Consider the following 22,709-nt stretch of genomic DNA (forward strand, 5'->3'; position numbering starts at 1 on the left):
CGCTTGCGCTTTCAGCCACGAAGCGCAGGCCACGCTCGGCGTGGCCTGCCAAGGTCATCCCTGACCGCGGCGCTTCCGCTTGAGCGCGGAAGACGCCCTAGGATTCGCTGCGCCGGCAGTGCTCGCGGCGGGTACCACTCAGGCCGGCAGATGCGCCAGCGTGTCGTTGAGACGCTGCATGCGCGCCTGGATTTGCGGAATCAGCTTGGCGCGCTCGTCCGCGGCCTTGCGCTGCTGGATGGCATCGAGGGCCAACTCCAGCGTGCCGACTTCGACCATCAGGTCGTGGCGCTGGCGGATCAGGTTCAAATTGAGGCTCATGGCGGTCATGACGTGGACTCCCGGTAATTGACGGGAGGTGTGATGCATGTCGCATGCCAAGCCGGAGAATGAACACCGACTGCACCAAAAACGCGACAGCGCGGGGTTCGCCTTGACACTGCGGGGCAGCCGATGACAACTTGCGACCATTCCTGCGTGTTACGGGGTGTTACGGCGCGCAGGCCGCCACTTTTCAGGCTTCTGGCGCCCGGCTCAAACGGTCATCCTGGATTCCCCCTGTTCCTGTGACCGCCGGGCGCCAGATCTTCTTCGCAGTTGTTGCGCCCCGCACGGGCGCATCGCGCGTGCCTGCGTGGCGCGTGCACCAAAGAAAACGGCCCGGGCAAGCCCGGGCCGACGCTTCCTCCCACCCTCGCGCGACCGGCCCCTGAATTCCGGTCTTGGCGTGCTCGCGAACGCGTTGCGGGATGGAAGTGCGAGAATGTTGCAGCAGGTTCCATGCCACGTTGGCCTAGCCTGCTGCGGCAGAGGCACTTGCGTGATTCACGCGCTAGTGCGGGGTGACACTCGGCGCGGCGCAGACCGGCACGTCACGGCGCGGCGCATGCCGCGCGCGCGCGGCAGGATTGCCGAGGGCCGGGTGACTCGGCGAGCGCAGGATGCGCGAGCGTAGTCACCGCCGGGACCGCCACCGGCGCAACGCGAATCGAGCACTGACGAGTACGCATGATGGAAATCTTCGACGTCATCGTGGTGGGTGGCGGTCACGCCGGCACCGAAGCCGCCCTGGCCGCGGCGCGCAGCGGTGCGCGCACGCTGCTGCTGAGCCACAGCATCGATACGCTGGGGCAGATGAGCTGCAACCCGGCCATCGGCGGCATCGGCAAGGGGCACCTGGTGCGCGAGATCGAGGCGCTGGGTGGGCTGATGGGCCGCGCCGCCGATGCCGCCGGCATCCACTGGCGCACCTTGAATGCCTCCAAGGGTCCGGCGGTGCGCGCCACGCGCTGTCAGGCCGATCGCGCGCTGTACAAGGCGCATGTGCGTCGCGTGCTGGAAAACACGCCCAACTTGCGTCTGTTCCAGCAGGCCGTCGATGACGTGCTGCTCGAAGGTGGGCGCGTGGTTGGCGTGCGCACCGCCATGGGCCTGGATTTTCATGCACGTGCCGTGGTGCTGACCGCGGGCACGTTTCTGGCCGGCAAGATCCATGTGGGACTGGAGCAATACGCCGGCGGTCGCGCCGGTGAGGCACCGGCGCAGCGTCTGGCCGAACGCCTGCGCGAACTCGATCTGGGCGTGGGTCGACTGAAAACCGGCACGCCACCGCGCTTGGACAAGCGCACGGTGGACTTCAGCGCGATGCAGACGCAGCCCGGCGAGCTGCCGCTGCCGTGCTTCGCGCTGGACGGCCGCGGCGCGCCCGCGCCGCCGCAAGTGCATTGCCACATCACGCATACGCAACCCGAGACCCACGCCATCATCCGCGCCGCGCTGGACCGCTCGCCGCTGTACAGCGGACGCATCGAAGGTGTCGGCCCGCGCTACTGCCCCTCGATCGAGGACAAGGTGGTGCGTTTCGCCGACAAGGACCAGCATCAGATCTTCATCGAGCCCGAGGGCCTGGACAGCGGCGAGCTGTACCCCAACGGCATCTCCACGTCCCTGCCCTACGACGCGCAACTGGCGCTGGTGCGCAGCATTCCCGGTCTTGAACGCGCGGCGATCACGCGCCCCGGTTACGCCATCGAGTACGACTATTTCGATCCACGCGGCCTGCAAAGTTCACTCGAAACCAAGGCCATCGCCGGGCTGTTTTTCGCCGGCCAGATCAACGGCACCACGGGCTACGAGGAGGCCGCCGCGCAGGGCCTGATCGCCGGTCTCAACGCCGCGCGCCACGTGCGCGGCGAGGCGCCGTGGACGCCGCGCCGCGAGCAGGCCTATATCGGCGTGCTGATCGACGATCTGGTGACCCTCGGCACCAGCGAGCCCTACCGCATGTTCACCTCGCGCGCCGAATACCGCCTGCTGCTGCGCGAGGACAACGCCGATCTGCGCCTGAGCGCGCAAGCCCACGCGCTGGGTTTGATCGACGCCGCAGCTCTGGCGCGTGTCGAGCGCAAGCAGATCGCGATCGCCGCTGAAAGCACGCGTCTGGGCGCGCTGTGGGCCGGCCCCGGCAACGCGCTGGGCGCCGCGCTGGCGGCCAGCGGTGTGAGCCTGACGCGCGAATGCAGCGCACTGGATCTGCTGCGCCGACCCGAGCTGGACTATCCGCGCCTGATGCAGGTGCCCGGCTTCGGTCCGGGTCTCGAGGATGCCGCCGCGGCGCTGCAACTGGACGTGCAGGCGCGCTACGCGGGCTATCTGCAGCGTCAGCAGGACGAGATCGAACGCCAGCGCCACCAGGCCGATACGCCGATCCCCGGCGATTTCGATTACGCCAGCGTGCGCGGGCTTTCGGCCGAAGCGCAGGGCAAGTTGCAGGCGATCCGTCCGGCCAGCGTCGGTCAGGCCGGGCGCATCAGCGGCGTCACCCCCGCCGCCATCGGTCTGCTGCTGGTGCATCTGAAGCGCCGCAGCCGCGCGGCCTGAACGCCGCGCGCAGCCTGGGTGGGTTGCGCGTCCATGCGCGGCTTTCATTGCGTTGCGTGCCGGGTGCCGATCAATCTTCAGAACTTCACGTCCAGCGTGCCATAGATCACGCGCGGCGTACCCGGCAGCGCCAGTACGTAGCCGGCCGTGGGCGTGTTGTACAAGCCGCCGGAAGAGATTTCCTCGAAGGCGTTGTAGCGCTTGCCCAGCGCGTTGAGCACCTCGAGGTTCAGCTCGATCGAATGCGCGAGGCCGCCGGCCAGTTCACGCGGCAGCTCCGCGCCCACCGACAGATTCAAGGTGCCATAGGCCGGCATGGTCTGCTGGCTGGGCGCACCGAGATTGTTGTCGAAGACATGCTGACTGCCCGTGTACTGGTACCAGGCACGCGGCTTCAGCACGATGCCGCCGCCCATCGGCGCGCGGTAATAGGCACCGACGTTGAACGTGGTGTCGGGCACATAAGACACCGGCAGACCGTCGTAATTGGTGCCGTTGAATGCGTAGTGGTTGAAGTGCGCCTGCTCGAAGTTGGCGTTGCCGAACAAATGCGCTACGCCCAGTGCGCCTTCGGCGCTGAGGTTCACGCCGTGGTAGTTGGAATCGCCTGTGCCCAGCCCGAGGAACTGGCCATTGCCGCTGCTGACGCCAATGAACTGGTTACTGAAGTGCAGGTGGTAGTAATTGGCGTTGAGCAACACATCGCGGAACGCACCCGCCTGGTACCAGTGCATCTTGACACCGGCCTGCCACTCGAGGCCGCGCTCGAGGATGTTTCCGCCCACCGGCTGGCTCTGATAAAGACCGCCGCCGCCGCCTACCGGGGGCAGGCGATAGGCCACGCCCCAGTTGCCATACAGCGCCAGCCAGCGCAGCGGTTGCCAGCGCGCCGACAGCGACGGCTCGAGCTTGTCATAGCGGGTGCTCGCGGCCGGCAGCTTGCCCTGGTCATTGCCGGGATACAGCGCATAAGCCTGGGCAAAATCGACGTTGCCGCGCGGGTAGTAGTCGGTGTGGAAGCTCACCGCGCGCAGGCCCGGGGTGATGCTGAAGCCGGCTACCGGGGTGATGGTGTCCTGAATGAAGGCGGCCAGATCGGTCACGTACCAGTAATCGCTGCGAAATTTGGCGTTGGGCACCAGATACGAACCGAAGTAAGGCGCCAGCGGGCTGTAGAAGGCATTGCGCGAGTTGTACTTGCTGTTGAGAAAATAGCCGCCCAGCGCGATGTCGTTGTACGGCAGCGTCAACTCGGTCCACAGCTTGTCGCCGTAGGTTTTCGAGTAGGGATTGTTGTACTCGTACAGGTTGCTGGCGCCGGTCACGTAGTTGTTGAAGTGCTTGTGCAGGCGGTTGCCCTGGCGATACCAGACCAGGTTGTGCAGGGTGGTGTGCTCATCCAGGCGCAGGTTCTGGCGCGCATACAGCATCCAGGTGCGGTTGTAGTCATCCTTGGCCCAGACGTTCTGGTTCAGCGCGCTGTAGTAGCCGGTGGTCTGCTGGCTGAGCAGCGGGCCGGGATTGGGATTGCCGTTGGCGTCCTGGCCGTTGACGCTGATGCCGGGCACGGGCGTCAGCGGGATCGGCGTCGGACGCCAGCCATGGCCGTCACCGATATAGCCGCCGAAGCTGATGTCGCCGTTGCTGAAGGTCTTGCGTGTCTTGATGAATGCCGCGAAGTTCTTGCTGGGCCAGGCGTAGCCATCGGGCGAGCGGCGAAAGCTGTTGGCGCTGCCGGCGCCGCCGGCGATCACCGTCTCCCAGCCGCCAACGCTGCCGGTCTGCAGATTGAAGGCCACGTTCCGGGTGTTGAAGCTGCCGTAGCTCAGCGCGAGCTCGCCACCCGGCTGCGCGCTGGGCTGCAGCGGCACGAAGGCGATCGCGCCGCCGATATTGTTGTACCAGCGATCGACCGGATCGCCGGGGCCGTAGGTGACGCGGATGCCTGCCAGCAGGCCGGTCTGCGGCACCTCGGGCGACTCCCACAATCCGGTGGCCGGGTTGACCATGGGCACGCCGTCGAAGCTGACGGCGATGCTGCCGTTGTCGACCTCGCCGCCGGAAAATCCGCCCCAGCCCTGCTTGATGCCGTTGATGCTGATCTGGTACTTGGTACTGCCAGTAGCGCCGTAGCTGCTCACCGCCACGCCGGGCGCGTACGCCAGCGCCTGCGCGGAGCCGCCGACCGGTCCGGCCGCGGCGATTTGTTGCCGGTCCAATACCTTGTCGCCCAGCGCCGATTTGAAAATGGCGCGCTGGCTTAGTCCGCGCACGTTGATGCCTTCGGGCTCCAGCACCTTGGCGTGCACGACGATGCGCCGCAGGGCTTGCGCCTTGTCTTGTGCAGGCTGCGCCGTTTGCGCGTGGACAGCGGTGGCCAGCACCAGCGCGATGGTCGCGGCCAGCGTGCGAGATGCGGATGGACCAATGTGAATGCGGTGTACGCTGCTGCGGGTCATGACGGACCTCTGGGTTCGGGACAGAGATCGCATGCTTGACGTTGCGCATTGCCGCGCCGTGTCACTGTACTCAAGGAAAGCTGGCGGCTTACTTAAGTTTCCGTAAGACTGCCGATGCGCCCCGCTGAAGTCGCGCGCAAGCCATGCTGCCATTGCCGCCGATCGCTGGCCGTTGATGTAGCCGGCGGTGTCCGAACGCAGGAATGCCGCGCATGCGGCGAGCACGGCGGACGAGCCCGTGACGCAACATGATCGAAGCGCGTAGCGCGGCCATGCATCCGTTCGTTCATGTGGTATACGCCGTTTTCAGGAACACGTAATCTGCAGCCTCTTGCTCGCGGAAGGCGAACGGCAGTTTGCTTTCACCATGGCCGGAATCGACCCGCCAAACCGGTTTGAACCGACCCGTTTTCCCCAGAGGCTCCAATGTTCAAAAGCATGCCGCGTAGCGATGCAAGTGACCCCCGCCGCCGCAACGCCGCTGGGCGCCGCAGGGCGCTGCGCGGTGCGCTCAAGACGCTGCGGATACGGGTGAAGGTGCCGCTGATGCGATGGACATCGGGCTTGGCCACGTGGCTGCTCGACCGGCGCCCGCGGGTGGTGGAAGACCTGGATGCGCGGCCGCCACGCCGGATCCTCCTGGTCCGCTGCGATCGCATCGGCGACTTGTTGTGCAGCACGCCGCTGATCGCGGCGCTGCATCGCAAGTGGCCTGAAGCCGAGATCACGCTGGTGGGCAGCCCGAAGAACCGGGCGGTCGCGCCACTGCTGCCTTACCTGACGCGCGGCCCGGAGTTTCGCCGCGACCCGCTGGCATGGGGACGCCTGGCTGCGTGGCTGCCGCGCCAGCGCTTCGACCTCGCGGTCAGTCTGCGCACCGAGGTGCTGTCGGGCGTGCTGATCGCGGCGGCGAGCCGGACACCGGTGCGCATGGTGGCCAACGCATCACCGCGGACAGCACCTGCGTTCAACCTCGTGCTGGGCTGCGAGGACACGCACCACCTGCGCCGTTACTGGCTGGCGGCGCAGCGGCTGGGCGTCGCGTTTCCCGAACCACGACCCATCATCGAGGTGCCAGAGGCGGCTGATCGCTGCGGGGCCGAAATGGTGCGCGCGCTGATGGTGCCGGAGGGCGCGCCCTTGGTCGGGGTCGCCATCCCCAACCGCACAGACCGGCGACACCGCAACAGGGCGTGGTCAGCGGACGTGCTGGTGAGTTTCGTGAGGGCACTGGTGGCCGACGGCGCATGCGTCGTCCTGTTCGCGGCGGGCGTGGAGCGAGTGGAAGCGGCGGCCATCCGCGCGGTCGTGCCCCAGGCGCGGGTGCTGCCGAAGCTGTCCCTGGCGGAGATGGCTGGCGTGCAGCGTCGGCTCGATCTCTGGGTGTCCACGCCCACCGGGCCGTTGCATCTGGCCGACGCGGTCGGCACGCCGACCGTGATGGTGTGCACGGATCCGTTCGTGCTGGGCTGGGCCCCACAGGGTGTACAGCATCGCCAGGTGTGTGCGGCGGACGCGCGCGACATCGCACACCATGCGGTGTTGGTGGCGGTACAGGAACTGCTGGCGCAGCAGCCGGCCGGCATGTGGCGGCGCTCCCTGAACGTGCTGGCCACCGTACCCAAAACCACGTCGTTGGTGAGCACAACGCCAATCGCGCCGGAGAGAGACTCTCCCCTGACCTCCATCTCCGGTCAATTTGCGGAACCCATGATCGCCGCTAATGTCGAAGTGAAGTGACTCGCCTGGAGCCTGCCGGATGACTGCTCGCCACTGGGATTGTTCGATCAGGAGATCCGGCAGCGCAAGCTGCAGGCGCTGGGTGATCCGCTGATGAAGCTGAACACGATCGCGCCGTGACACTGGAATCGGTGCGCAACGCGGGCCACGATCCACGCAAGGGCGGCTGCCCACCGCACGACCAACGGAAACCCCAAGAGATCGCGATGGCGAAACTTGTTGGGCAGAGAAAAAAACGGCCGCCGCTACTTTGGCTGCAAGAACCCCCTCAACACCCGTCGCGCATGGCTTCCACGATGACACGGTAACACCCGCGTCGGCGCACGACTGTCAAGCGTTGCCGAACCTGCCGGACCATTACCCAGCGCGGCCAACTGCGGTCCGTAGAAGTCCGATTTTATCCACCCAAGAAGGATGCAATTGATGAAAAAGTTCATGATGGCGATGCTTTTGACGGCAGCAGTGGCTGCGCCCGCAGCGTACGCCAGCCCCGGCTTTGATTTCGGAGCAAACATTGCAAGGACGACAACCTCCGGATATGGAAATTCGTCTGATTTCGGATTGACTGCAGGTTATAATTTCAACCAATCGATAGGCGTGGAGGGTGGCTATGAGTCATTGATGGGCTATGAAATGACGCTGTTGAGCGTGAGTGCGCTCGGTCGTTATCGGATTGCAGACCACATCCATCTGCTTGGTCTATTGGGCATGTCGTATTGGACCGAGAGTCCAACCGGAAAGTACAAAGCCAGCGGCGTCGATCCACTGCTGGGTTTGGGGTTGTCTTACAGCTTGACCAGGGCCGTGAGTATTCGCGCTGAATACCAATTCGTGCCTCATTTCAACGGCCTCGGCACAAATTTGAATACGTTTCTGATTGGCGTCAATTATCGCTTCTGAACAAAATACGGCGTTCGCGTTTTCAACGTGCAAGGACTGGGCGAAACCGTACCGGCATGCGCGCGTGGTGGCGCGCTCACCAGATCCTGGCTGCGCGCACCTTGCGCGATGCGTGGCGCTCAGGCCATGCCGCCGTTGACGCCGATCACCTGGCCGTTGATGTAACCGGCGGCGTCCGAGCATAGAAATGCCACCAGCGCGGCCACTTCCTCGGGCGTGCCGGCGCGCTGCGCGGGCACCAACGCCTTGATCTGCTCGGCAGCGAACGCGGCCGCACTCATCGGCGAGGTGATGATGCCGGGCGCGACCACGTTGACGGTGACGCCGCGATTGGCCATCTCGCGCGCCAGCGAGCGCGCCGCGCCTTCCAGCCCGGCCTTGGCCGCGGCGTAATTGGTCTGGCCGCGGTTGCCCAGACGCGCCGCCACCGAGCCCAGCGCCACGATGCGTCCGAAGCGCGCGCGCGCCATCGGCAGCAGCAGCGGCTGCGCGGCATGAAAAAAACCGTGCAGGCTGAGGTCGATCACGCCGTGCCACTGCTCGGCGCGCATGCCGGCCATGGGTGCGTCGTCGTGCACGCCGGCGGCGTGCACCAGCGCGGTGATCGGCGTCTGCGCCAGCGCGTGCGCGATGGCCGCGTGCGTGGCCGCGGCATGGGTGAGGTCGCAAATCAGCGCCTCGGCTTGCGCGCCGTCGTCATGCAGTTCATCGATCAGCGCCGCGACACGCTGCGCGCCGTGATGCGCGTGCAGCAGCAGCGCCCAGCCTTGCGCCGCCAGCGCGCGCGCGCAGGCGGTGCCCAGCGTGCCGCTGGCGCCAGTGAGCAGCAGGCGACGCGGAAAATCACTGCGCGCGGTGGGATTCATGGCACGGCCCCGAAGGCGATCAGTACCTGGCCTTGCGCCAGTGTCGCGCCCAGTTGCGCGACCTCGAAACGATACTGCACGGCCTCGGGCAACGCCGCCAGGCGCCGCACCGCGATATGCAGCGGCGCCGCGGCGTCGATCCACTGGCCATGCAACCGCACCGCGCGCAGCGCCGCCAGCAGGCCGGCCGGCGCCGTGCTGTGCACCGCGCGCGCCAACAACGCGCCGTGCACCGCCGCGGCCTGCGCGCCGTACTCACACAAATGCACCGCGTGCACACGTCCGGCGCGCGCCAGTGGGTGCGTCGCATCTGGTGCCATGGCCTCGGCTTGCAGGCACTCGTTATCCCAGTGCAGCACGCGATCGAGCACATCCATGCGCCCGGCGTGCGGAATCAGTCCTGCCCAATCGGCACGCGTCAGCATGCGGGCGGCGTCACACGCGGCCAGGTCAGCAGCGCCGCGGCCAGCAGGTTGGCGGCGATGCCCAGGGTCACGGTCAGGCCCAGCGCGCGCAGCACCGGCAGCGAGGCCAGCGCATACACGCCAAAAGCGAGCAGGGTCGAAGCCGCGCACAGCAGCGTGGCGTGCAGGGTGCGCAGGCGCTCGTCGGCGGCCGCATGACGTGCGCGCTCGAAGAACAGCGCGTAGTGCAGGCCCAGCCCCGCCGCCAGCAGCAGCGCCACCAGATGAAACAAATTCAGCGCGCCGACCAGCAAACGCAGCGCCGCCAACGTCAACAACAACGCCAGTGCCAGCGCCGCCAGCATGCGCAGCACCGCGCGCCAGCGGCGCAGGCCCAGCGTCACCACCGCGATCAGCAGCAGCGCGGCGCCCCCCAGCGCGGCGAGAATGCGCTGCCGATAGCTGGCCACCCAGGACTCGGTTTCGGTTTTCAGATCGACCAGGCGCACCAAGCCGTGCGTGGCCTGCGCCGCGCGCGCCAACGCGGCCGGATCGCGCACGCCGCCGACCAGGCCCAGGCCAAACCAGCGCCCGTGACGCTCGATCAGCAGCGCGCGCAGCAGCCCGCCCAGCGGCGTGTGCTCGAAAGCCTGCGGCGTCAGCAGGGGCAAGGTGCGCGCAATTTCGACATCGCGCACGAACGGTGCGAACAAACCGGCGCGATACGGCAGGCCATGCAAGGCTTGATCCAGCGCCGCCTGCAATTGCGCGCGATCGGGCAGCCGCGCCTGGCGCGCGCGCTGCACCGCCAGCGGCGGCAGATAAGTACTCGGCAACATCAAGGTCTCCAGCGTCCCCTGCGCCAGCAGCGGCGCGAACGCGGGCGCGGCCGCCGCGCTGTGGCGCAGTACCTGCTCGGCGCTGTCGCCTTCGAGCACCAGCAGATAGCGCACATCCGGCGCGCCGAGTGCCTTGCGCAGAACGCCTTCACGTTGCAGCAGCGGCCGCGGTACCGGGGTCAGCGCGGCGAGATTGTTCTGCCACCACGGCCCCGGCGCGAGCAGCAGCACGAACACGGCGGCCAGCGCCAGCAGCGCGGCAAAGACACGCGCGCGCGGCAGCCGCGTCAGGCCACGCGCCAGCGCCGCCAGCCAGCGCTGCGCGCCGGCATCGTGGCGCGCCACCGGCAGCAGCATCGGCAACAGGTAACGCGTGCTCAACCCGGCGGCGAGGATGCCGCTGAGCGTGAACAACGCCAGTTGCTGCAGACCAGCCACACCCGAGGCGAAGAACGCCAGATAAGCGATCGCCGTGGACGCCATCGCCAGCAGCAGCACCGGACCCAGCGCGCGCGCGCTGGCGCGCGGGTCTTCGCCGATGCGGCGATGACTGAGCAGGCGCAACGGATATTCCTGCGCCACGCCGAGCAGAGTGATGCCGAATGCCAGTGTCAAGCCATGCGCGCCGCCGAACACCAGCGCCAGCACCGTGGTGCCGACCAGCGCCGCGCTCAGCAGCGGCAGCGCCGCCAGCAATACCGCGCGCACACTGCGATATGCCAGCAGCAGCAGCAAAACCAGACCGCCGCCCGCCGCCCAACCCAGATGCTCGGCGGTGTGCCGGGTCAGTGCCTGCACCACCACGCCGAAGTAACCGGGACCGCTCAATTCCAGATGCGCCTGCGCGTGCTGCGGCAGACCGGTCCAAGCCTGCTCGATGACGCGCACCGCGCGCGCCTGCGCATCCGGATCGAAGCCGGCGGCGCGCGTTTCCAGCAGCAACAGCGCGGCGCTGTCGGCATACCACACGCCATGGCGCAACGGCGGCGCGTGGCGTGGCGCCCAGCGCTCGGCCAGCTTGAGGGTTTCCAGCGTCGGATCACTGGGCAACAGCGGCTTGAGCACGCTGGCGCCGGGCGCGCCGAGATCGTCGAGGCGCTGCTCCAGCTCGCTGCGCAGATACGCGGCATCGAAGCGCTGATGATCCAGCGTCGGCGCCAGCAGATAGCGATACGGCAACAACGCCGGCGCGATCTGCTGCAGATCGCCGCTGCCGTTTTGCACGGTGTTGAACTGGCCACTGGCAACCAGGCGCGCGCGCAGCGCGCTGCTTAGCGCCGCCGCGCGTTCGGCGTCGGGCGTGCGGATCGCCAGCAGCAGCGTGCGCGCACCGGCGCCCTGGCCAAGCTCGCGCAGCAGCAGATGCTGCAGCGACGTGCGTGGCGCCGGCAGAAACGCGCGCAAGTCCGAACTGATGCGCAACTGCCACGCGCTGTAGGCGCCGAGCGCGCCCAGCGCCAGCAGCCACAGCAGCAGCACGATGACGCCGCGTGCAGCGCGCCGTGGCGGATCGGTCGCGTGAATTTCGTTCTTCACGCGCCCGCGCACAACGTGGCCAGGCCCGCGGGCGTGGGCGCATCCGGCAACTTGGCATCGCCCAACGGGCCAAGCAGGGTGAAGGTGGTATCGCCATCGGTTTCATCCACGCGCATGCAACGCATGGTCTTGCCGCTACCGTCGATGCTGATATCGCGGATGCGCCGCGCCACCGCGGCATCGCGCGGGGCTAGATCCAGCGTCCATGCCGTTTGATTGCCATAAGCGTGCAGGGTGAAGTTGCGCGCCAGCGCCAGCGCGTCGCCGGACAGCAGCGCGATGAAGCTGCCGAGCAGATCCTTCAGCTCCGGCGCGCGCCCCAGCGAGAACTTCTGCGGCGCGCGCTGGCCGCGTTGCAAGGTGGCCGTGTCGCCATCGATGGTGGTGGTTTCCGGGTACGGCGTGACCACGCTGCGCTGCAGCCGGCTGCCACCCAGCCAGGTCATCTCGCCGCGCAGCACCAGCGCGCGATCAAGCATGCCGACGAAGCGCACCTCGGTGTACGCGGTGCGCGCCGGCGCCGGGCGCGCCAGCGTGCGCACCAGCGCCATGGCGCGCGCGGCGCCGGCGGGATCCGACTCAGCCGCCAGCGCTGGCAGCGTCGCCAGCAGCAGGCACAAACTCAGGTGTTTGCCAGAAATCATAGAAGTTGAACCAGTTGTAGGGGGACTCGCGCAACTGCGCCTCGATGCGTGCGGCGTAGCGCGCGGCGCAGGCCTGTATCGCCACGGCGCGCGCATCCGCCGCGCGCGGCAATTCGATGCTCTCCGCGAAAGCCTCGAAGCGCAGATGGTAGCGGCTGCGGCTTGCATACAGACCGAAGCTCAACAGCACCGGAACCTGCAGCGCCGCGGCCACGCGCCACGGTGCCGCGGGCAGCGGTGCGGCGGCGCCCAGCAGCGGCACGCGACAGGTGGCCTCGCCGTGACGTGCGCGATCGCCCAGCAACGCCAGCAGCGCGCCGTGCCGCGCGGCCTCGCCCAGCGCCAGCATCACCGTGACGCCGCCTTGCGCGGCGTCGATGACCTGTGCGCGCAGCGTCGGCGCCAGTGCTTCCAGCAGCATGTTCAACGCCGGGGTCTGCTGCCGATCCAGCACCAGGCGCAGATCCAGATCAGGGCGACGCGTGGCCAGCACGCGCAGCGCCTCGAAACTGCCGACATGCGCGCCGATCAGCAACGCACCGCGACCTCCGGCCAAGGCTTGTTCGAGCGCATCCAGCCCGCTGATCTCGAAGTGGAAGCCCCGCGCGCCGCGCGCCAGCAGAAACACGCGGTCCAGCGTGGTCGCGGCAAAAGCATGGAAGTGGCGCAGCACCTCGCGCGTGCGCGCCGGGCGGCCGAACATGCGCGTCAGATAGGCGCGCGAGGCGCGGCGCTCACTGCCGCGTCGCATGAAGAAATACAGCGTGACCGGATACAGCAGCAGCCGCGCCGGCGCGCGCCCCAGGTGCAGACCGATGAAACGGATCAGCCACAGCGCGAACCAGCCGCCGCCCTCGCGTCGACCCTGCCAGCCGCTCATGCCGGCACCACCTGCACGCGACCGCGCGCAATCAGCGTATCGGCGTGGCTGATGCGAAAGCGCCACTGCGTGGCGTCGCTGGCCTCGACCTCCAGTTCGGCGCTCACGCCAGGCGCCAGCGGCGCGAGAAACTTGGCTTCGGGCAGGCCGACCATGTGCAGCCGGTGTGTTTCCAGCAGCACCGCCAGCGCATCCAGCAGCAGCACCGCCGGCACCAGCGGACGTCCGGGAAAATGCCCGGCCAGACACGCGTGCGTCGGCGCGATGCACAGCGCGCTGCGCAGGATCCGCGTGCTCATGGCGCGCGCAACTCCCGCCAATGGCCCAGCAGCGCGCGCGCGAAGCGCAGCGGATGCGGCGGCGGTGCCTCGGGCAGCAAGCGACGACGCAGCGCCAGCTCCAGCAGCAGCGCGGCCACGGGCACCACGTAAGCCCAGCCATTGACCCATGCATTCCAGGCGTGCATCGACAGCGGCCACGGCGATTGCACGCCGAGCAATGCCAGCCAGCCCTGCGGCACGCGCAGCGCATCCAACACCGCCGCGCACAGACCCAGCGCCAGCAGCAGCAGCACCCATAACGCGGTGAGGCGGCGCGTGTAGTGGCGCACTGCTGGATGCGCGGCCTGCTCGCTGCCCTCGCTCAAGCGCACGAAGTGCGTGATCAGCGCCTCGTGCCCTGGCCGCAGCGTGCGCGCGAAGAACCACGCCAGCAGCAATGGCAGCAGCACCGGCGGCAAACTCAGCGGCAGCGCCGTGGCCGCGGCGCGCAGCAGCAACGCCAGCAGCAGCCACCACGCCAGCAACAATAGCGTGGCGCGCAGCCGCGAACGGGTTGCGCCCAGTGCGGGCAGCAGGACCAGCGCGCCCAACGCACCCAGCGCCAGCGTCGCGGCGCTGGCCGAGCCCGTGTCTCCGGCGTCATGCGCGGCCAGCGCCCAGACCACGAACAGCAGCGCGCCGAGTGCGCGAGACATGCGCTCAGAACCTGTGAATCAATCCCCTGCCGTCGCGAGGCTGAGCCTGAGCGTGGCCGGCAAGGCGCGGGGTGCAGAAAATCACGAGCGTAGCGCGAGCCACGTGAGCGATCTTCGGGGCCCCCGCAACGCTGCCGGCCACGCTCAGGCTCAGCCGCAGTAGGCAAGGGGATTGGTTCACAGGTTCTAAACCACGCTGGCGCGGCGTTCGTGCTCGATGTGCTGGGCCAGCGCGCGCAAGTTGGCGAAGATATGCCGGTTGTCGGCGTGGTCCGCGCGCAGGTGGATGCCGTAGTGGCGCGACACCGCCAGCGCGATCTCCAGCGCGTCGATCGAATCCAGGCCCAGGCTGCCGCCAAACAGCGGCGCTTCCGGATCGAGATCGGCGGCGCGCAGGTGTTCGAGGTTGAGGCTGCTGACAATCAGCTTGGCCAGTTCCTGTTCGGCGGGGCTTTGCATGGGCATGGAGCGTGGGCGCGTCAGGGAAGACCGCAAGCGCGGCGGCGGCGCATTGTAACATTGCGCGTTTGACCGCCCGGACTCGTTCCACGCTCCGATGCCCAAGCCCGTACCCCAGCCCGATCTGATCGCCGCCCTGCACATCGGTTTGAGCGCCGCCGCGGCGCCGCTGGCGACCGGCACGCTGGCACGTTTCGATTTTGGCGCCGCGTCGGGCCGCGGTGCGGCGGCGCATTCAAGCGCCGGCGCACTGCACTTGCGGCTGCCGCTGGCGCCGCTGCTCGACGCTGCGGCGCACGAGGTCTGGCACGTGCAGGCAGCCGTGTCGACCGGGCAACGCGACGCGATTCATTGGGCGCGCGGCGGCGGCTGGCTGGCGGCCGCGCTGGAACTGGACGAATCCGCTCACGGCGGCATCGAGGCCGCCGCCGCCGCCGCCTATGCCGCGCTGCGCGCCTTCCAGGCGACGCAGCCCGATCGCCACGTGCTTCGCGGCTGGAATTACCTGGCCGACATCAACGCCGGCGCCGGTGATGTCGAGCGCTACAAGCTGTTTTGCGCGGGCCGCAGTCGCGGCCTGGGTGACGGTTTCGTCGACGCTTATCCGGCCGCCACCGCGATCGGTCACCACGATCCGGTGCGCGGCCTGATCGTGTACTGGCTGGCGTGCGCGCAGCCCGGCACGCGCGTGGAGAATCCGCGCCAACTTTCGGCGTGGCGCTATCCGCGCCAGTATGGCCCGACCGCGCCAAGCTTCGCGCGCGGCATGCGCCTGCCCAATGGCGCGCTGGCGATTTCTGGCACCGCCAGCATCGTCGGCCACGCCTCGCTGCACGCGGGGAACTTCAACGCGCAGTTGCAGGAAAGCCTGGCCAACATCGAGGCGCTGCTGGGCGCGGCCGGCATGCCGGCAGGCTTCGATGCGCACGCGCCGCTGAAGGTGTATCTGCGCCACGCGCAGGATCTACCCGCCTTGCGCGCGACGCTGGCGCGGCGGCTGCCGGCGACCACGCCGCTGCAAATCGTGCTGGGCGACGTGTGCCGCGCCGAACTGCTGGTGGAGATCGATGGCTGGCGCGGCTTGAGCGGGGCTTGAGACGCGGGTTCAGTCCAGCGTCTTGGCGTAGCGCAGCGCGTCGGCGCCATCCTCGTAGTAGCCGCGGTGCAGGCCGTGGCGGCAGTAGCCGCGCGTCTCGTACAGACGCTGCGCGGCGCGATTGCTGCCGCGCACTTCCAGGCGCATGCCATGGCAGCGGCGTTGGCGCGCGGCCTGCTCGGCGGCGCGCAGCAAGGCGGCACCGACGCCGCGACCGCGCGCTTCCGGCGCGCTGGCCAGCGAGTACAGGCGCGCGTTGCGGCTGCCGCGGCGAAAGAACACCACCACCGAGCCCAGCAGCGTGCCGGCCTGCGTGGCCACCAGCACCAGCGCGGTGTCGCTGTCGATATGGCGGCGGTACTGCGCGCGGCTGATCAGGTCGGAGCGGAACACGCGCGTTTCCAGCGCCAGCAGCGCGTCGAGATCAACGGCGTCGGCGCGGCGGACGTGGACTCGGCCGGGAGGTTCTGGATCGCGGGGCATCTGCACGGCGCGCACGGTAGTGACATGGCGCCGCCGCTGCAAGCTTTTTTGCTGATCCGGCCGCTACCGCGGCGCGCGCGGGTCTTGCGCGCGCGCGGCGCGGTGCCCAAAACGCGCCGCCCGCGCGCTGGAGAACGTCCCCACGCGGTTCTGCAGCACACGCGCGAGGAGTCATGGCCCGGCTGGTCATCGTTGTCGAAAAAAGCACGGACTGGGGCTCGTACTACCCCTCCGACAATGTCGTTTCCGCCACGGACTACCTGCGCGAGCCGGTGGGTGGTGACGAGCGCACCCACGTCATCAATTTGTGCCGCAGCTACAAGTACCTCGGCACCGGCTACTACGTTTCCCTGCTCGGCGAGGCACGCGGCCATCGCGTGATCCCCTCGGTGCGCACCATCAACGACCTGCGCCGGCGCTCGCTGTACGGGCTGGATGTCGAGGATCTCAACCAGAAGCTGGCCAATTTTCTGCCGGCCGGCGGGCGCGACACCACCGATTTCGGCATCCTCGTGTACTTCGGCGAGACCTCGTACCCGCAGTTGCGCGATCTCGCGCGTGGCGTGTTCGAGTCGTTCCCGGCGCCGCTGCTGCGCATCGAGTTCGAGCGCGAGCGCATGTGGCGCATCAGCGCGATCAAGCCGATCGGTCTGCACACGCTGGACGATGCGCAGGAAGACGCCTTCGCGCAGACCCTGGACAGTTTCGCGCGCAAGTTGTGGCGCAAGCCGCGCGCGCGCCGCCTGTATCGCTACGACATCGCCATGCTGATCGATCCCAACGAGGTCATGCCGCCGTCCAACAAGAAGGCGCTAAAGAGTTTCATCGCCGCCGGCAAGGAGCTGGGCATCGAGGTCGATCCGATCGACAAGGGCGACTACACGCGCCTGGCCGAATACGACGGCCTGTTCATCCGCGAGACCACGGCGCTGGATCACCACACCTACCGCTTCGCGCACAAGGCCGAGCGCGAGGGCATGGTGGTGATCGACGACCCCACCTCGATCCTGCGCTGTACCAACAAGATCTACCTGCACGATCTGCTGCGCTCGAAAAAGCTGGCCACGCCGCGCACCGAAATCCTCTACCGCGACGATCCCAAGCAGTTGCGCGACCTTTCCGACCGGCTCGGCTTTCCGATGGTGCTGAAGATCCCCGACGGCTCGTTCTCGCGCGGCGTGATCAAGGTGGAAACCAGCACCGATCTGGATCGCGCCGCCAGCGAGCTGTTCCAGCACACCGCGCTGGTGATCGCGCAGGAGTTTCTGTACACCGAGTTCGACTGGCGCATCGGCGTGCTCAACCATGAAACGCTTTACGCCTGCCAGTACTCGATGGCGCGCGGTCACTGGCAGATCTACAACCACGGTGCCAAGGGCACGGCCAAGAGTGGCGGATTCAAGACCCTGCCGGTACGCGAGGCGCCGCCCGAGGTCATCAAGCTGGCCCTGCGCGCCACGCAACCCATCGGCGACGGCTTCTATGGCGTCGACATCAAGCAAACCCCCGAGCGCACCGTGGTGATCGAGGTCAACGACAATCCCTCGGTCGATGCCGGCGTCGAGGATGCTTATCTCGGCGAGGATTTGTACCTGCGCGTGATGCAGGAATTCCTGCGCCGTCTGGAACGCAAGCGGCTGGGGATTGTTGGCTGAGGAGTCGGGACTCGGAAACCGGAATGAGCATCTCATGGCCGGGTCCGTGTGCGGCGTCATGCCCGCGTTGGCGGGCATCCAGAAGCGGCTCTCGCAACAGCACTGGATCCCCGGCTCGCGCTGCGCGCGCCCGGGGATGACGACCCCGATCTGAAACCCGCAAGGCTTCGTCCCAAGTCCCAAGTCCCTGTTTTCAAGCCAAACTGCGTTGCACGATGTCGGCCAGATTGCGCGACAGCCCCGGCGTGGCCGCCAGCGCGCGCAACTGCGCTTCGGCCGCGGCGCGGCGCACGGGTTCCAATCGCGCCCAGTCGTTGAACGCCTGCGCGATGCGCGCGGCGGTTTGCGGGTTGAGCGCATCCAGCACGCGCAACTGCTCGACCAGCAGCGCATAGCCGGCGCCATCGACGCGATGAAAGCCGGTGCGGTTCTGACGCGCGAAGGTGCCCAGCAAGGCCTGCACGCGATTGGGATTGCGCAGCGTGAACGCGGCATCGCTCAGCAGCGTGCGCACCGTGTCCAGTGTGGCGCCGCCGGGCACTTCGGCCTGCACCGCGAACCACACATCCAGCACCAGCGGCTGCTGCGCGTGACGCGCGCGGAACGCGGCCAGGGCAGCAGCACGCGCAGCGGCATCGGCGTGGCGCGTCAGCACGCGCAACGCGGCGAGGCGCTCGCTCATGCCGCTGGCCTGCGCGAACTGATCCTCGGCGGCGGCCAGCGCCGCGGCGCGATCGACCAGTACCCACAGCTCCAGCACGCGGCGTTTCAGCCGGCGTCGCGCCTGCGCGCGCGCATCGTGCGCGCCCTGCTCGGCGGCGTGCAGCGCGGCGTAGCGCGCGGCCAGCGTCGCGGCGTTGAGAGCCCGTGCCAGCGCCCGTTCGAGCTGGCGTCGCGCGGCATCAACGGCGTCGGGGTCGTGCGGCTCGACCAGCGCTTCCAGTTCGCTGACCGCGGGCGCGGCCAGCAGTTCGGCCAGCAGCGCCTCGTCGTCGAAATCGGCGCGTGCAAACAACGCCTTCAGCGCGCCGGTCCACGCCGCCAACGCGGCGTTATGCGCGCTGCCCGCATGCGCGGTGCGGAACGCATCGGCGGCCAGGTGCTGACCAGCCTCCCAGCGATTGAAGCCATCCGCATCGTGCTGCAGCAGCAGCGCCAGATCCTCGGGCGCGCTGGCGCATTCCAGGATCACCGGTGCCGAGAAGCCGCGCAGCAGCGATGGCAGCGGCGCTTCGTCGATGTCCTCGAACACGAACTCGGCGGCGGCATCGGTCAGCTCCACCACGCGCTCGGTGCCGGCGGGTGCGGCTTCGCCGGCCAAGCGCAGCGGCAGCATGCGGCCATCGCGCGCGAACAGCGCCAGCTTCAGCGGGATCGGCAGCGGGCGCTTGTCGGGCTGACCGGGCGTGGGCGCGGTGTGCTGCGCCAGACGCAACACGTAGCGGCGCGTGGCCGGCTCGTAGTGACAACGCGCCGACAGTCGCGGCGTGCCGGCCTGCGCGTACCAGGCGAGGTAGGGCGTGAGGTCCACGCCAGCGGCTTCGCCCAGCACGGCGAGCAGATCCTCGACCGTGGCCGCGCTGCCGTCATGACGCGCGAAGTACAAATCGGTGCCGCGGCGGAAAGCCTCCGACCCGAGGCGCGCGGCGAGCATGCGGATGAGTTCCGCGCCTTTTTCGTACACCGTGGCGGTGTAGAAATTGTTGATCTCGGCATACTCGGCCGGACGCACCGGGTGCGCCAGCGGACCGGCATCCTCGGGAAACTGCGCGCGGCGCAGCGTGGCCACGTCCTCGATGCGCTTGAGCGCGTGCGAGTGCATGTCGGCCGAGAAACTCTGCTCGCGAAACACGGTGAAGCCTTCCTTGAGCGACAACTGAAACCAGTCGCGGCAGGTGACGCGGTTGCCCGACCAGTTGTGGAAGTACTCGTGCGCGACCACGGCCTCGACCGCGCGGAAACCTTCGTCGGTGGTGGCGTCGGCGTCGGCCAGTAGGTACTTGGCGTTGAAGATGTTGAGGCCCTTGTTTTCCATCGCACCCATGTTGAAATCGTGCGTGGCGACGACATGGAACACGTCCAGATCGTAGTTGCGGCCGTATACGCGCTCGTCCCAGCGCATGGCGTGTTGCAGCGCGCCCAGCGCGTACTGGCATTGTGCGATGGCGTCAGCCTCGGCCCACAGCTTCAGCGTCACCGCGCGGCCCTCGGCGGTGGTGTAGGGCCGCTCGATGCATTGCAGGCGTCCGGCCACCAGCGCGAACAGATACGCGGGCTTGGGGTGCGGATCATCGAAGCGCGCCCAGTGCCTGCCGTCGGCCAGCGCGCCGCTGCCGGCCGCGTTGCCGCCGGCCAGCAGCACCGGAAAGCGCGCGGCGTCGGCGCGCAGCTCCACCGAGTAGCGCGTCAGCACATCGGGGCGATCGAGAAAATAAGTGATGTGGCGAAAGCCCTGCGCCTCGCACTGCGTCAGCAGAAAGCCGCGCTCGGCGCTGCCGGACAGATACAAACCCTCCAGCGCGGTGTTGGCCTGCGGATGGATGCGCACGCGACTTTCCAGCACGCAGCGCGCGGGCAATTTGGACAGTTGCAGCGCATGCACGTCCTCGTGATAGTCGGCAGGGCCGAGCCGCTTGCCGTCGAGGCGCAGCTCAATCAGCTCCAGGCCCTCGCCATCGAGGCGCAGCGGCGCCGGCGTGGCGCCGGTGGATTCCAGTTCGAGGCGGGCGTAAACCTCGGTGCTGGCGATGTCCAGATCGAACACCAGTTCGACGCCGGCGATGCGCCAGGCAGGCGCTTGGTAGTCGCCGAGACGGATTTTCAGAGCGGGCGTCGTGGCGCCGTCGGCATCGCGCTGCAACATGGGGCTGCTCGAATTCGGGGGATCGCCTAGCGTAGCGAGACTCGCGCGCGCCGCGGTGAAATGTGCGTTGGATGCACGCCTTGCGGCATGATTTCGCATCACCGGTATCGGATGCATTCATGTCGCACGCCTCGCGCACCGCCGCACTACCTGATTTCGCCGCGGTGCTCGCCGCCGCCGCACGCATCGCGCCGCACGCGCGGCTGACGCCGATCCTGCGCGATGAAGCACTCAATGCGCGCAGCAGCACCACGCTGCACTTCAAGGCCGAGCATCTGCAGCGCGGCGGCGCGTTCAAGTTCCGCGGCGCCTGCAACGCGGTGTGGGCGCTGCCCGATGCCAGCGCCGCACGCGGCGTGCTCACGCATTCCTCGGGTAACCATGGCGCCGCGCTGGCGCTAGCCGCGGCCAGTCGCGGCATTCCCGCGCACGTTGTGGTGCCCGAGGGCGCGGTGCGCGCCAAGCTGGCGCTGATCGAAACCGCCGGCGCCACCGTGCATCGCTGCGCGCCCACGCTAGCCGCGCGCGAGGCGGCCTGTATTGAACTCACACAAACCCTGGGCACCACGCTGATCCATCCCTACGAAAACAGCGCGGTGATCGTCGGTCAGGGCACCGCCGCGCTGGAATTGCTGCACGTGCTGCCCGATCTCGACGCGCTGGTGGTACCGGTGGGTGGCGGCGGCCTCGCCGCCGGCAGCGCGCTGACGCTGCGCGCGATCGCCCCGCGCTGCGAATTGATCCTCGCCGAGCCGGCGGGCGCGGCCGATGCCGCCGCGTCGCTGCGCAGCGGCACGCGCGTCACCGCGCTCACCCCGGACACGATCTGCGATGGCCTGCGCGCCACGCTCGGTGCGCCCAACTTCGCGCTGCTGCGTGAAGCTGGCGCCAAGGTGATCACTGTCGGCGACGATGAAACGCGCGCCGCGATGCGCCTGCTGTGGCAGCACCTCAAGCAAATGGTTGAACCCTCCAGTGCCACCGTGCTCGCCGCCGTGCTACAGCAGCGTGCGCGCTTCGCTGGTCGCCGCGTGGGTTTGATTCTCTCCGGCGGCAATGTCGATCTGGATGCCATCGCCTTTTGCGCGCGCTGCGGCACCGGCTGAATCGCACCGCCGCAGAGGCTCGCGCGGGCTGGGTGGCGCGATATGCTGGCCTGCCCCGCGGTGTACGAGGCGAGCGCACGCACCATGTTGGACTTGCTGATTCCATGGGAGTTCTCACCCACGCTGCTGGCGGTATGGCTGGCGGCGGCGCTGCTGTATGCGCTGGGCGCGCAGCGCCGGCGCGTGCCGCGCGCGCGTCAAGCGCTGTTCTGGTGCGGCATGGCGCTGGTGTATTTCGCGCTGCTGACGCACTTCGACTACTACGCGCTGCACCAGTTCTTCGTCGATCGCATCCAGCAGGTGCTGATGCATCACCTGGCACCGCTGCTGATCATGCTGGCCTATCCGCTGGGCGTATGGCGCGCGGCGCTGCCGCTGCACTGGCGCGCGCGCCTGTTGCGGCCGTTCGCGCGCGCCTGGCCATGGCGTGCCGTGGCGGCGCTGCTGTTCAACCCGCTGCTGGCCACGCTGCTGTTCGTGGCGCTGGTGCTGGTGTGGCTGATCCCGCGGGTGATGACGCTGGCCATGCTCGACTGGCGACTGTATCTGCTGATGAACTGGAGCATGCTGCTCAGCGGACTGATCTACTGGGGTCTGGTGCTGGATCACCGCCGCCGCCCGCCGGCGCGCATGGCACCGGGTCTGCGCGTGCTGTCGCCGGCGCTGAGCATGACGCCGCAAATCCTGGTCGGCGCCATCATCACCTTCAGCAAGACCGATCTGTACCCGATTTTCTCGATTTGCGGTCGCGCCCTCGACATCAACGTGTTGACCGATCAGCAGTACGGCGGCCTGATCACCTGGGTGCCCGCGGCCATCATCGAGGCCATCGCCGCGCTGCTGGCGCTGCACACCTGGATGCGCCTGTCGCCGCGCCCGCGCCGCGCCCACACCACGCGCCCACTGCCTGCCGCGCCCTGAAC

19 protein-coding genes are annotated in these 22,709 nt (G+C 68.3%); 7 read left to right on the top strand and 12 right to left on the bottom strand.

All coding sequences use genetic code 11. The annotated features are described in order from the left end of the window. Window positions 1-138: 138 nt before the first annotated feature. Window positions 139-330, bottom strand: a complete 192-nt coding sequence (locus ACYDAT_RS08715) for a hypothetical protein (protein WP_461438645.1) — start codon at window positions 328-330, stop codon at window positions 139-141. 678 nt (window positions 331-1,008) lie between these two features. Here ACYDAT_RS08715 and mnmG point away from each other — a divergent pair. Beyond that, window positions 1,009-2,880, top strand: a complete 1,872-nt coding sequence (mnmG, locus tag ACYDAT_RS08720; RefSeq protein ID WP_461449638.1) for a tRNA uridine-5-carboxymethylaminomethyl(34) synthesis enzyme MnmG — start codon at window positions 1,009-1,011, stop codon at window positions 2,878-2,880. 77 nt (window positions 2,881-2,957) lie between these two features. Here mnmG and ACYDAT_RS08725 read toward each other — a convergent pair whose 3' ends face one another. Further along, on the bottom strand, window positions 2,958-5,339 hold the full coding sequence (locus tag ACYDAT_RS08725) for a TonB-dependent receptor (RefSeq protein ID WP_461449640.1): 2,382 nt from the start codon (window positions 5,337-5,339) through the stop codon (window positions 2,958-2,960). 426 nt (window positions 5,340-5,765) lie between these two features. On the opposite strand from ACYDAT_RS08725, the gene ACYDAT_RS08730 reads away from it, so the two are divergent. Together ACYDAT_RS08730 and ACYDAT_RS08735 are read left to right on the top strand one after the other, a co-directional pair. Then, window positions 5,766-7,079, top strand: coding sequence for a glycosyltransferase family 9 protein (locus ACYDAT_RS08730; RefSeq protein ID WP_461449642.1), 1,314 nt, complete (start codon window positions 5,766-5,768; stop codon window positions 7,077-7,079). 423 nt (window positions 7,080-7,502) lie between these two features. Continuing rightward, window positions 7,503-7,979 (top strand): outer membrane beta-barrel protein, encoded by a 477-nt coding sequence (locus tag ACYDAT_RS08735; RefSeq protein ID WP_461449644.1) that lies wholly within the window; start codon window positions 7,503-7,505, stop codon window positions 7,977-7,979. Window positions 7,980-8,098: 119 nt separating this feature from the next. On the opposite strand, the gene fabG is transcribed toward ACYDAT_RS08735, so the two are convergent. The 8 genes from fabG to ACYDAT_RS08775 form a co-directional block, all read right to left on the bottom strand. After that, on the bottom strand, window positions 8,099-8,845 hold the full coding sequence (fabG, locus tag ACYDAT_RS08740) for a 3-oxoacyl-ACP reductase FabG (protein WP_461449646.1): 747 nt from the start codon (window positions 8,843-8,845) through the stop codon (window positions 8,099-8,101). Further along, window positions 8,842-9,270 carry a phosphotransferase gene (locus tag ACYDAT_RS08745; RefSeq protein ID WP_461449648.1) on the bottom strand — a complete coding sequence of 143 codons (429 nt, stop codon included), beginning with the start codon at window positions 9,268-9,270 and terminating at the stop codon, window positions 8,842-8,844. Before ACYDAT_RS08745 ends, fabG begins: the two co-directional genes overlap by 4 nt. Continuing rightward, window positions 9,264-11,624 carry an MMPL family transporter gene (locus ACYDAT_RS08750; RefSeq protein ID WP_461449650.1) on the bottom strand — a complete coding sequence of 787 codons (2,361 nt, stop codon included), beginning with the start codon at window positions 11,622-11,624 and terminating at the stop codon, window positions 9,264-9,266. Before ACYDAT_RS08750 ends, ACYDAT_RS08745 begins: the two co-directional genes overlap by 7 nt. Next, window positions 11,621-12,268, bottom strand: a complete 648-nt coding sequence (locus ACYDAT_RS08755; RefSeq protein WP_461438653.1) for a LolA-related protein — start codon at window positions 12,266-12,268, stop codon at window positions 11,621-11,623. Before ACYDAT_RS08755 ends, ACYDAT_RS08750 begins: the two co-directional genes overlap by 4 nt. Further along, window positions 12,204-13,148 (bottom strand): LpxL/LpxP family acyltransferase, encoded by a 945-nt coding sequence (locus ACYDAT_RS08760; protein ID WP_461438654.1) that lies wholly within the window; start codon window positions 13,146-13,148, stop codon window positions 12,204-12,206. The genes ACYDAT_RS08755 and ACYDAT_RS08760 overlap by 65 nt, the downstream gene beginning before the upstream one ends. Then, window positions 13,145-13,447 (bottom strand): hydroxymyristoyl-ACP dehydratase, encoded by a 303-nt coding sequence (locus ACYDAT_RS08765; RefSeq protein ID WP_461438655.1) that lies wholly within the window; start codon window positions 13,445-13,447, stop codon window positions 13,145-13,147. The genes ACYDAT_RS08760 and ACYDAT_RS08765 overlap by 4 nt, the downstream gene beginning before the upstream one ends. After that, complete coding sequence (locus tag ACYDAT_RS08770; RefSeq protein WP_461442258.1) at window positions 13,444-14,124, bottom strand: hypothetical protein; 681 nt, start codon at window positions 14,122-14,124, stop codon at window positions 13,444-13,446. Before ACYDAT_RS08770 ends, ACYDAT_RS08765 begins: the two co-directional genes overlap by 4 nt. A 186-nt stretch (window positions 14,125-14,310) precedes the next feature. Beyond that, complete coding sequence (locus ACYDAT_RS08775; RefSeq protein WP_461438657.1) at window positions 14,311-14,589, bottom strand: phosphopantetheine-binding protein; 279 nt, start codon at window positions 14,587-14,589, stop codon at window positions 14,311-14,313. A 91-nt stretch (window positions 14,590-14,680) separates the two neighbouring features. On the opposite strand from ACYDAT_RS08775, the gene ACYDAT_RS08780 reads away from it, so the two are divergent. Then, complete coding sequence (locus ACYDAT_RS08780) at window positions 14,681-15,679, top strand: chorismate transformation enzyme, FkbO/Hyg5 family (protein WP_461449652.1); 999 nt, start codon at window positions 14,681-14,683, stop codon at window positions 15,677-15,679. 9 nt (window positions 15,680-15,688) lie between these two features. Here the strand turns inward: ACYDAT_RS08780 and ACYDAT_RS08785 are convergent, their stop codons facing one another. Beyond that, window positions 15,689-16,162 (bottom strand): GNAT family N-acetyltransferase, encoded by a 474-nt coding sequence (locus tag ACYDAT_RS08785; protein WP_461438667.1) that lies wholly within the window; start codon window positions 16,160-16,162, stop codon window positions 15,689-15,691. Between the two features lie 173 nt (window positions 16,163-16,335). On the opposite strand from ACYDAT_RS08785, the gene ACYDAT_RS08790 reads away from it, so the two are divergent. Next, window positions 16,336-17,817, top strand: coding sequence for a RimK family protein (locus tag ACYDAT_RS08790; protein WP_461438659.1), 1,482 nt, complete (start codon window positions 16,336-16,338; stop codon window positions 17,815-17,817). 193 nt (window positions 17,818-18,010) lie between these two features. Here the strand turns inward: ACYDAT_RS08790 and pepN are convergent, their stop codons facing one another. After that, complete coding sequence (gene pepN / locus ACYDAT_RS08795) at window positions 18,011-20,680, bottom strand: aminopeptidase N (protein ID WP_461438660.1); 2,670 nt, start codon at window positions 20,678-20,680, stop codon at window positions 18,011-18,013. A 119-nt stretch (window positions 20,681-20,799) separates the two neighbouring features. Here pepN and ACYDAT_RS08800 point away from each other — a divergent pair, with 119 nt between their 5' ends. Both ACYDAT_RS08800 and ACYDAT_RS08805 read left to right on the top strand, forming a co-directional pair. Further along, entirely contained in the window at window positions 20,800-21,786 is a 987-nt protein-coding gene (locus tag ACYDAT_RS08800; RefSeq protein WP_461449654.1) for a pyridoxal-phosphate dependent enzyme, read from the top strand. 42 nt (window positions 21,787-21,828) lie between these two features. Beyond that, window positions 21,829-22,707 carry a cytochrome c oxidase assembly protein gene (locus ACYDAT_RS08805; protein ID WP_461438662.1) on the top strand — a complete coding sequence of 293 codons (879 nt, stop codon included), beginning with the start codon at window positions 21,829-21,831 and terminating at the stop codon, window positions 22,705-22,707. The last annotated feature ends 2 nt before the right edge of the window (window positions 22,708-22,709 follow it).

It is taken from the genome of Metallibacterium sp. (assembly GCF_054637675.1).

Bases quoted from the DNA above. Each gene is read 5' to 3' on its own strand.
- ACYDAT_RS08715 (WP_461438645.1), bottom strand. From the start codon at position 330: ATGACCGCCATGAGCCTCAATTTGAACCTGATCCGCCAGCGCCACGAC.
- mnmG (WP_461449638.1), top strand. From the start codon at position 1,009: ATGATGGAAATCTTCGACGTCATCGTGGTGGGTGGCGGTCACGCCGGC.
- ACYDAT_RS08725 (WP_461449640.1), bottom strand. From the start codon at position 5,339: ATGACCCGCAGCAGCGTACACCGCATTCACATTGGTCCATCCGCATCT.
- ACYDAT_RS08730 (WP_461449642.1), top strand. From the start codon at position 5,766: ATGTTCAAAAGCATGCCGCGTAGCGATGCAAGTGACCCCCGCCGCCGC.
- ACYDAT_RS08735 (WP_461449644.1), top strand. From the start codon at position 7,503: ATGAAAAAGTTCATGATGGCGATGCTTTTGACGGCAGCAGTGGCTGCG.
- fabG (WP_461449646.1), bottom strand. From the start codon at position 8,845: ATGAATCCCACCGCGCGCAGTGATTTTCCGCGTCGCCTGCTGCTCACT.
- ACYDAT_RS08745 (WP_461449648.1), bottom strand. From the start codon at position 9,270: ATGCTGACGCGTGCCGATTGGGCAGGACTGATTCCGCACGCCGGGCGC.
- ACYDAT_RS08755 (WP_461438653.1), bottom strand. From the start codon at position 12,268: ATGATTTCTGGCAAACACCTGAGTTTGTGCCTGCTGCTGGCGACGCTG.
- ACYDAT_RS08760 (WP_461438654.1), bottom strand. From the start codon at position 13,148: ATGAGCGGCTGGCAGGGTCGACGCGAGGGCGGCGGCTGGTTCGCGCTG.
- ACYDAT_RS08765 (WP_461438655.1), bottom strand. From the start codon at position 13,447: ATGAGCACGCGGATCCTGCGCAGCGCGCTGTGCATCGCGCCGACGCAC.
- ACYDAT_RS08770 (WP_461442258.1), bottom strand. From the start codon at position 14,124: ATGTCTCGCGCACTCGGCGCGCTGCTGTTCGTGGTCTGGGCGCTGGCC.
- ACYDAT_RS08775 (WP_461438657.1), bottom strand. From the start codon at position 14,589: ATGCCCATGCAAAGCCCCGCCGAACAGGAACTGGCCAAGCTGATTGTC.
- ACYDAT_RS08780 (WP_461449652.1), top strand. From the start codon at position 14,681: ATGCCCAAGCCCGTACCCCAGCCCGATCTGATCGCCGCCCTGCACATC.
- ACYDAT_RS08785 (WP_461438667.1), bottom strand. From the start codon at position 16,162: ATGCCCCGCGATCCAGAACCTCCCGGCCGAGTCCACGTCCGCCGCGCC.
- ACYDAT_RS08790 (WP_461438659.1), top strand. From the start codon at position 16,336: ATGGCCCGGCTGGTCATCGTTGTCGAAAAAAGCACGGACTGGGGCTCG.
- pepN (WP_461438660.1), bottom strand. From the start codon at position 20,680: ATGTTGCAGCGCGATGCCGACGGCGCCACGACGCCCGCTCTGAAAATC.
- ACYDAT_RS08800 (WP_461449654.1), top strand. From the start codon at position 20,800: ATGTCGCACGCCTCGCGCACCGCCGCACTACCTGATTTCGCCGCGGTG.
- ACYDAT_RS08805 (WP_461438662.1), top strand. From the start codon at position 21,829: ATGCTGGCCTGCCCCGCGGTGTACGAGGCGAGCGCACGCACCATGTTG.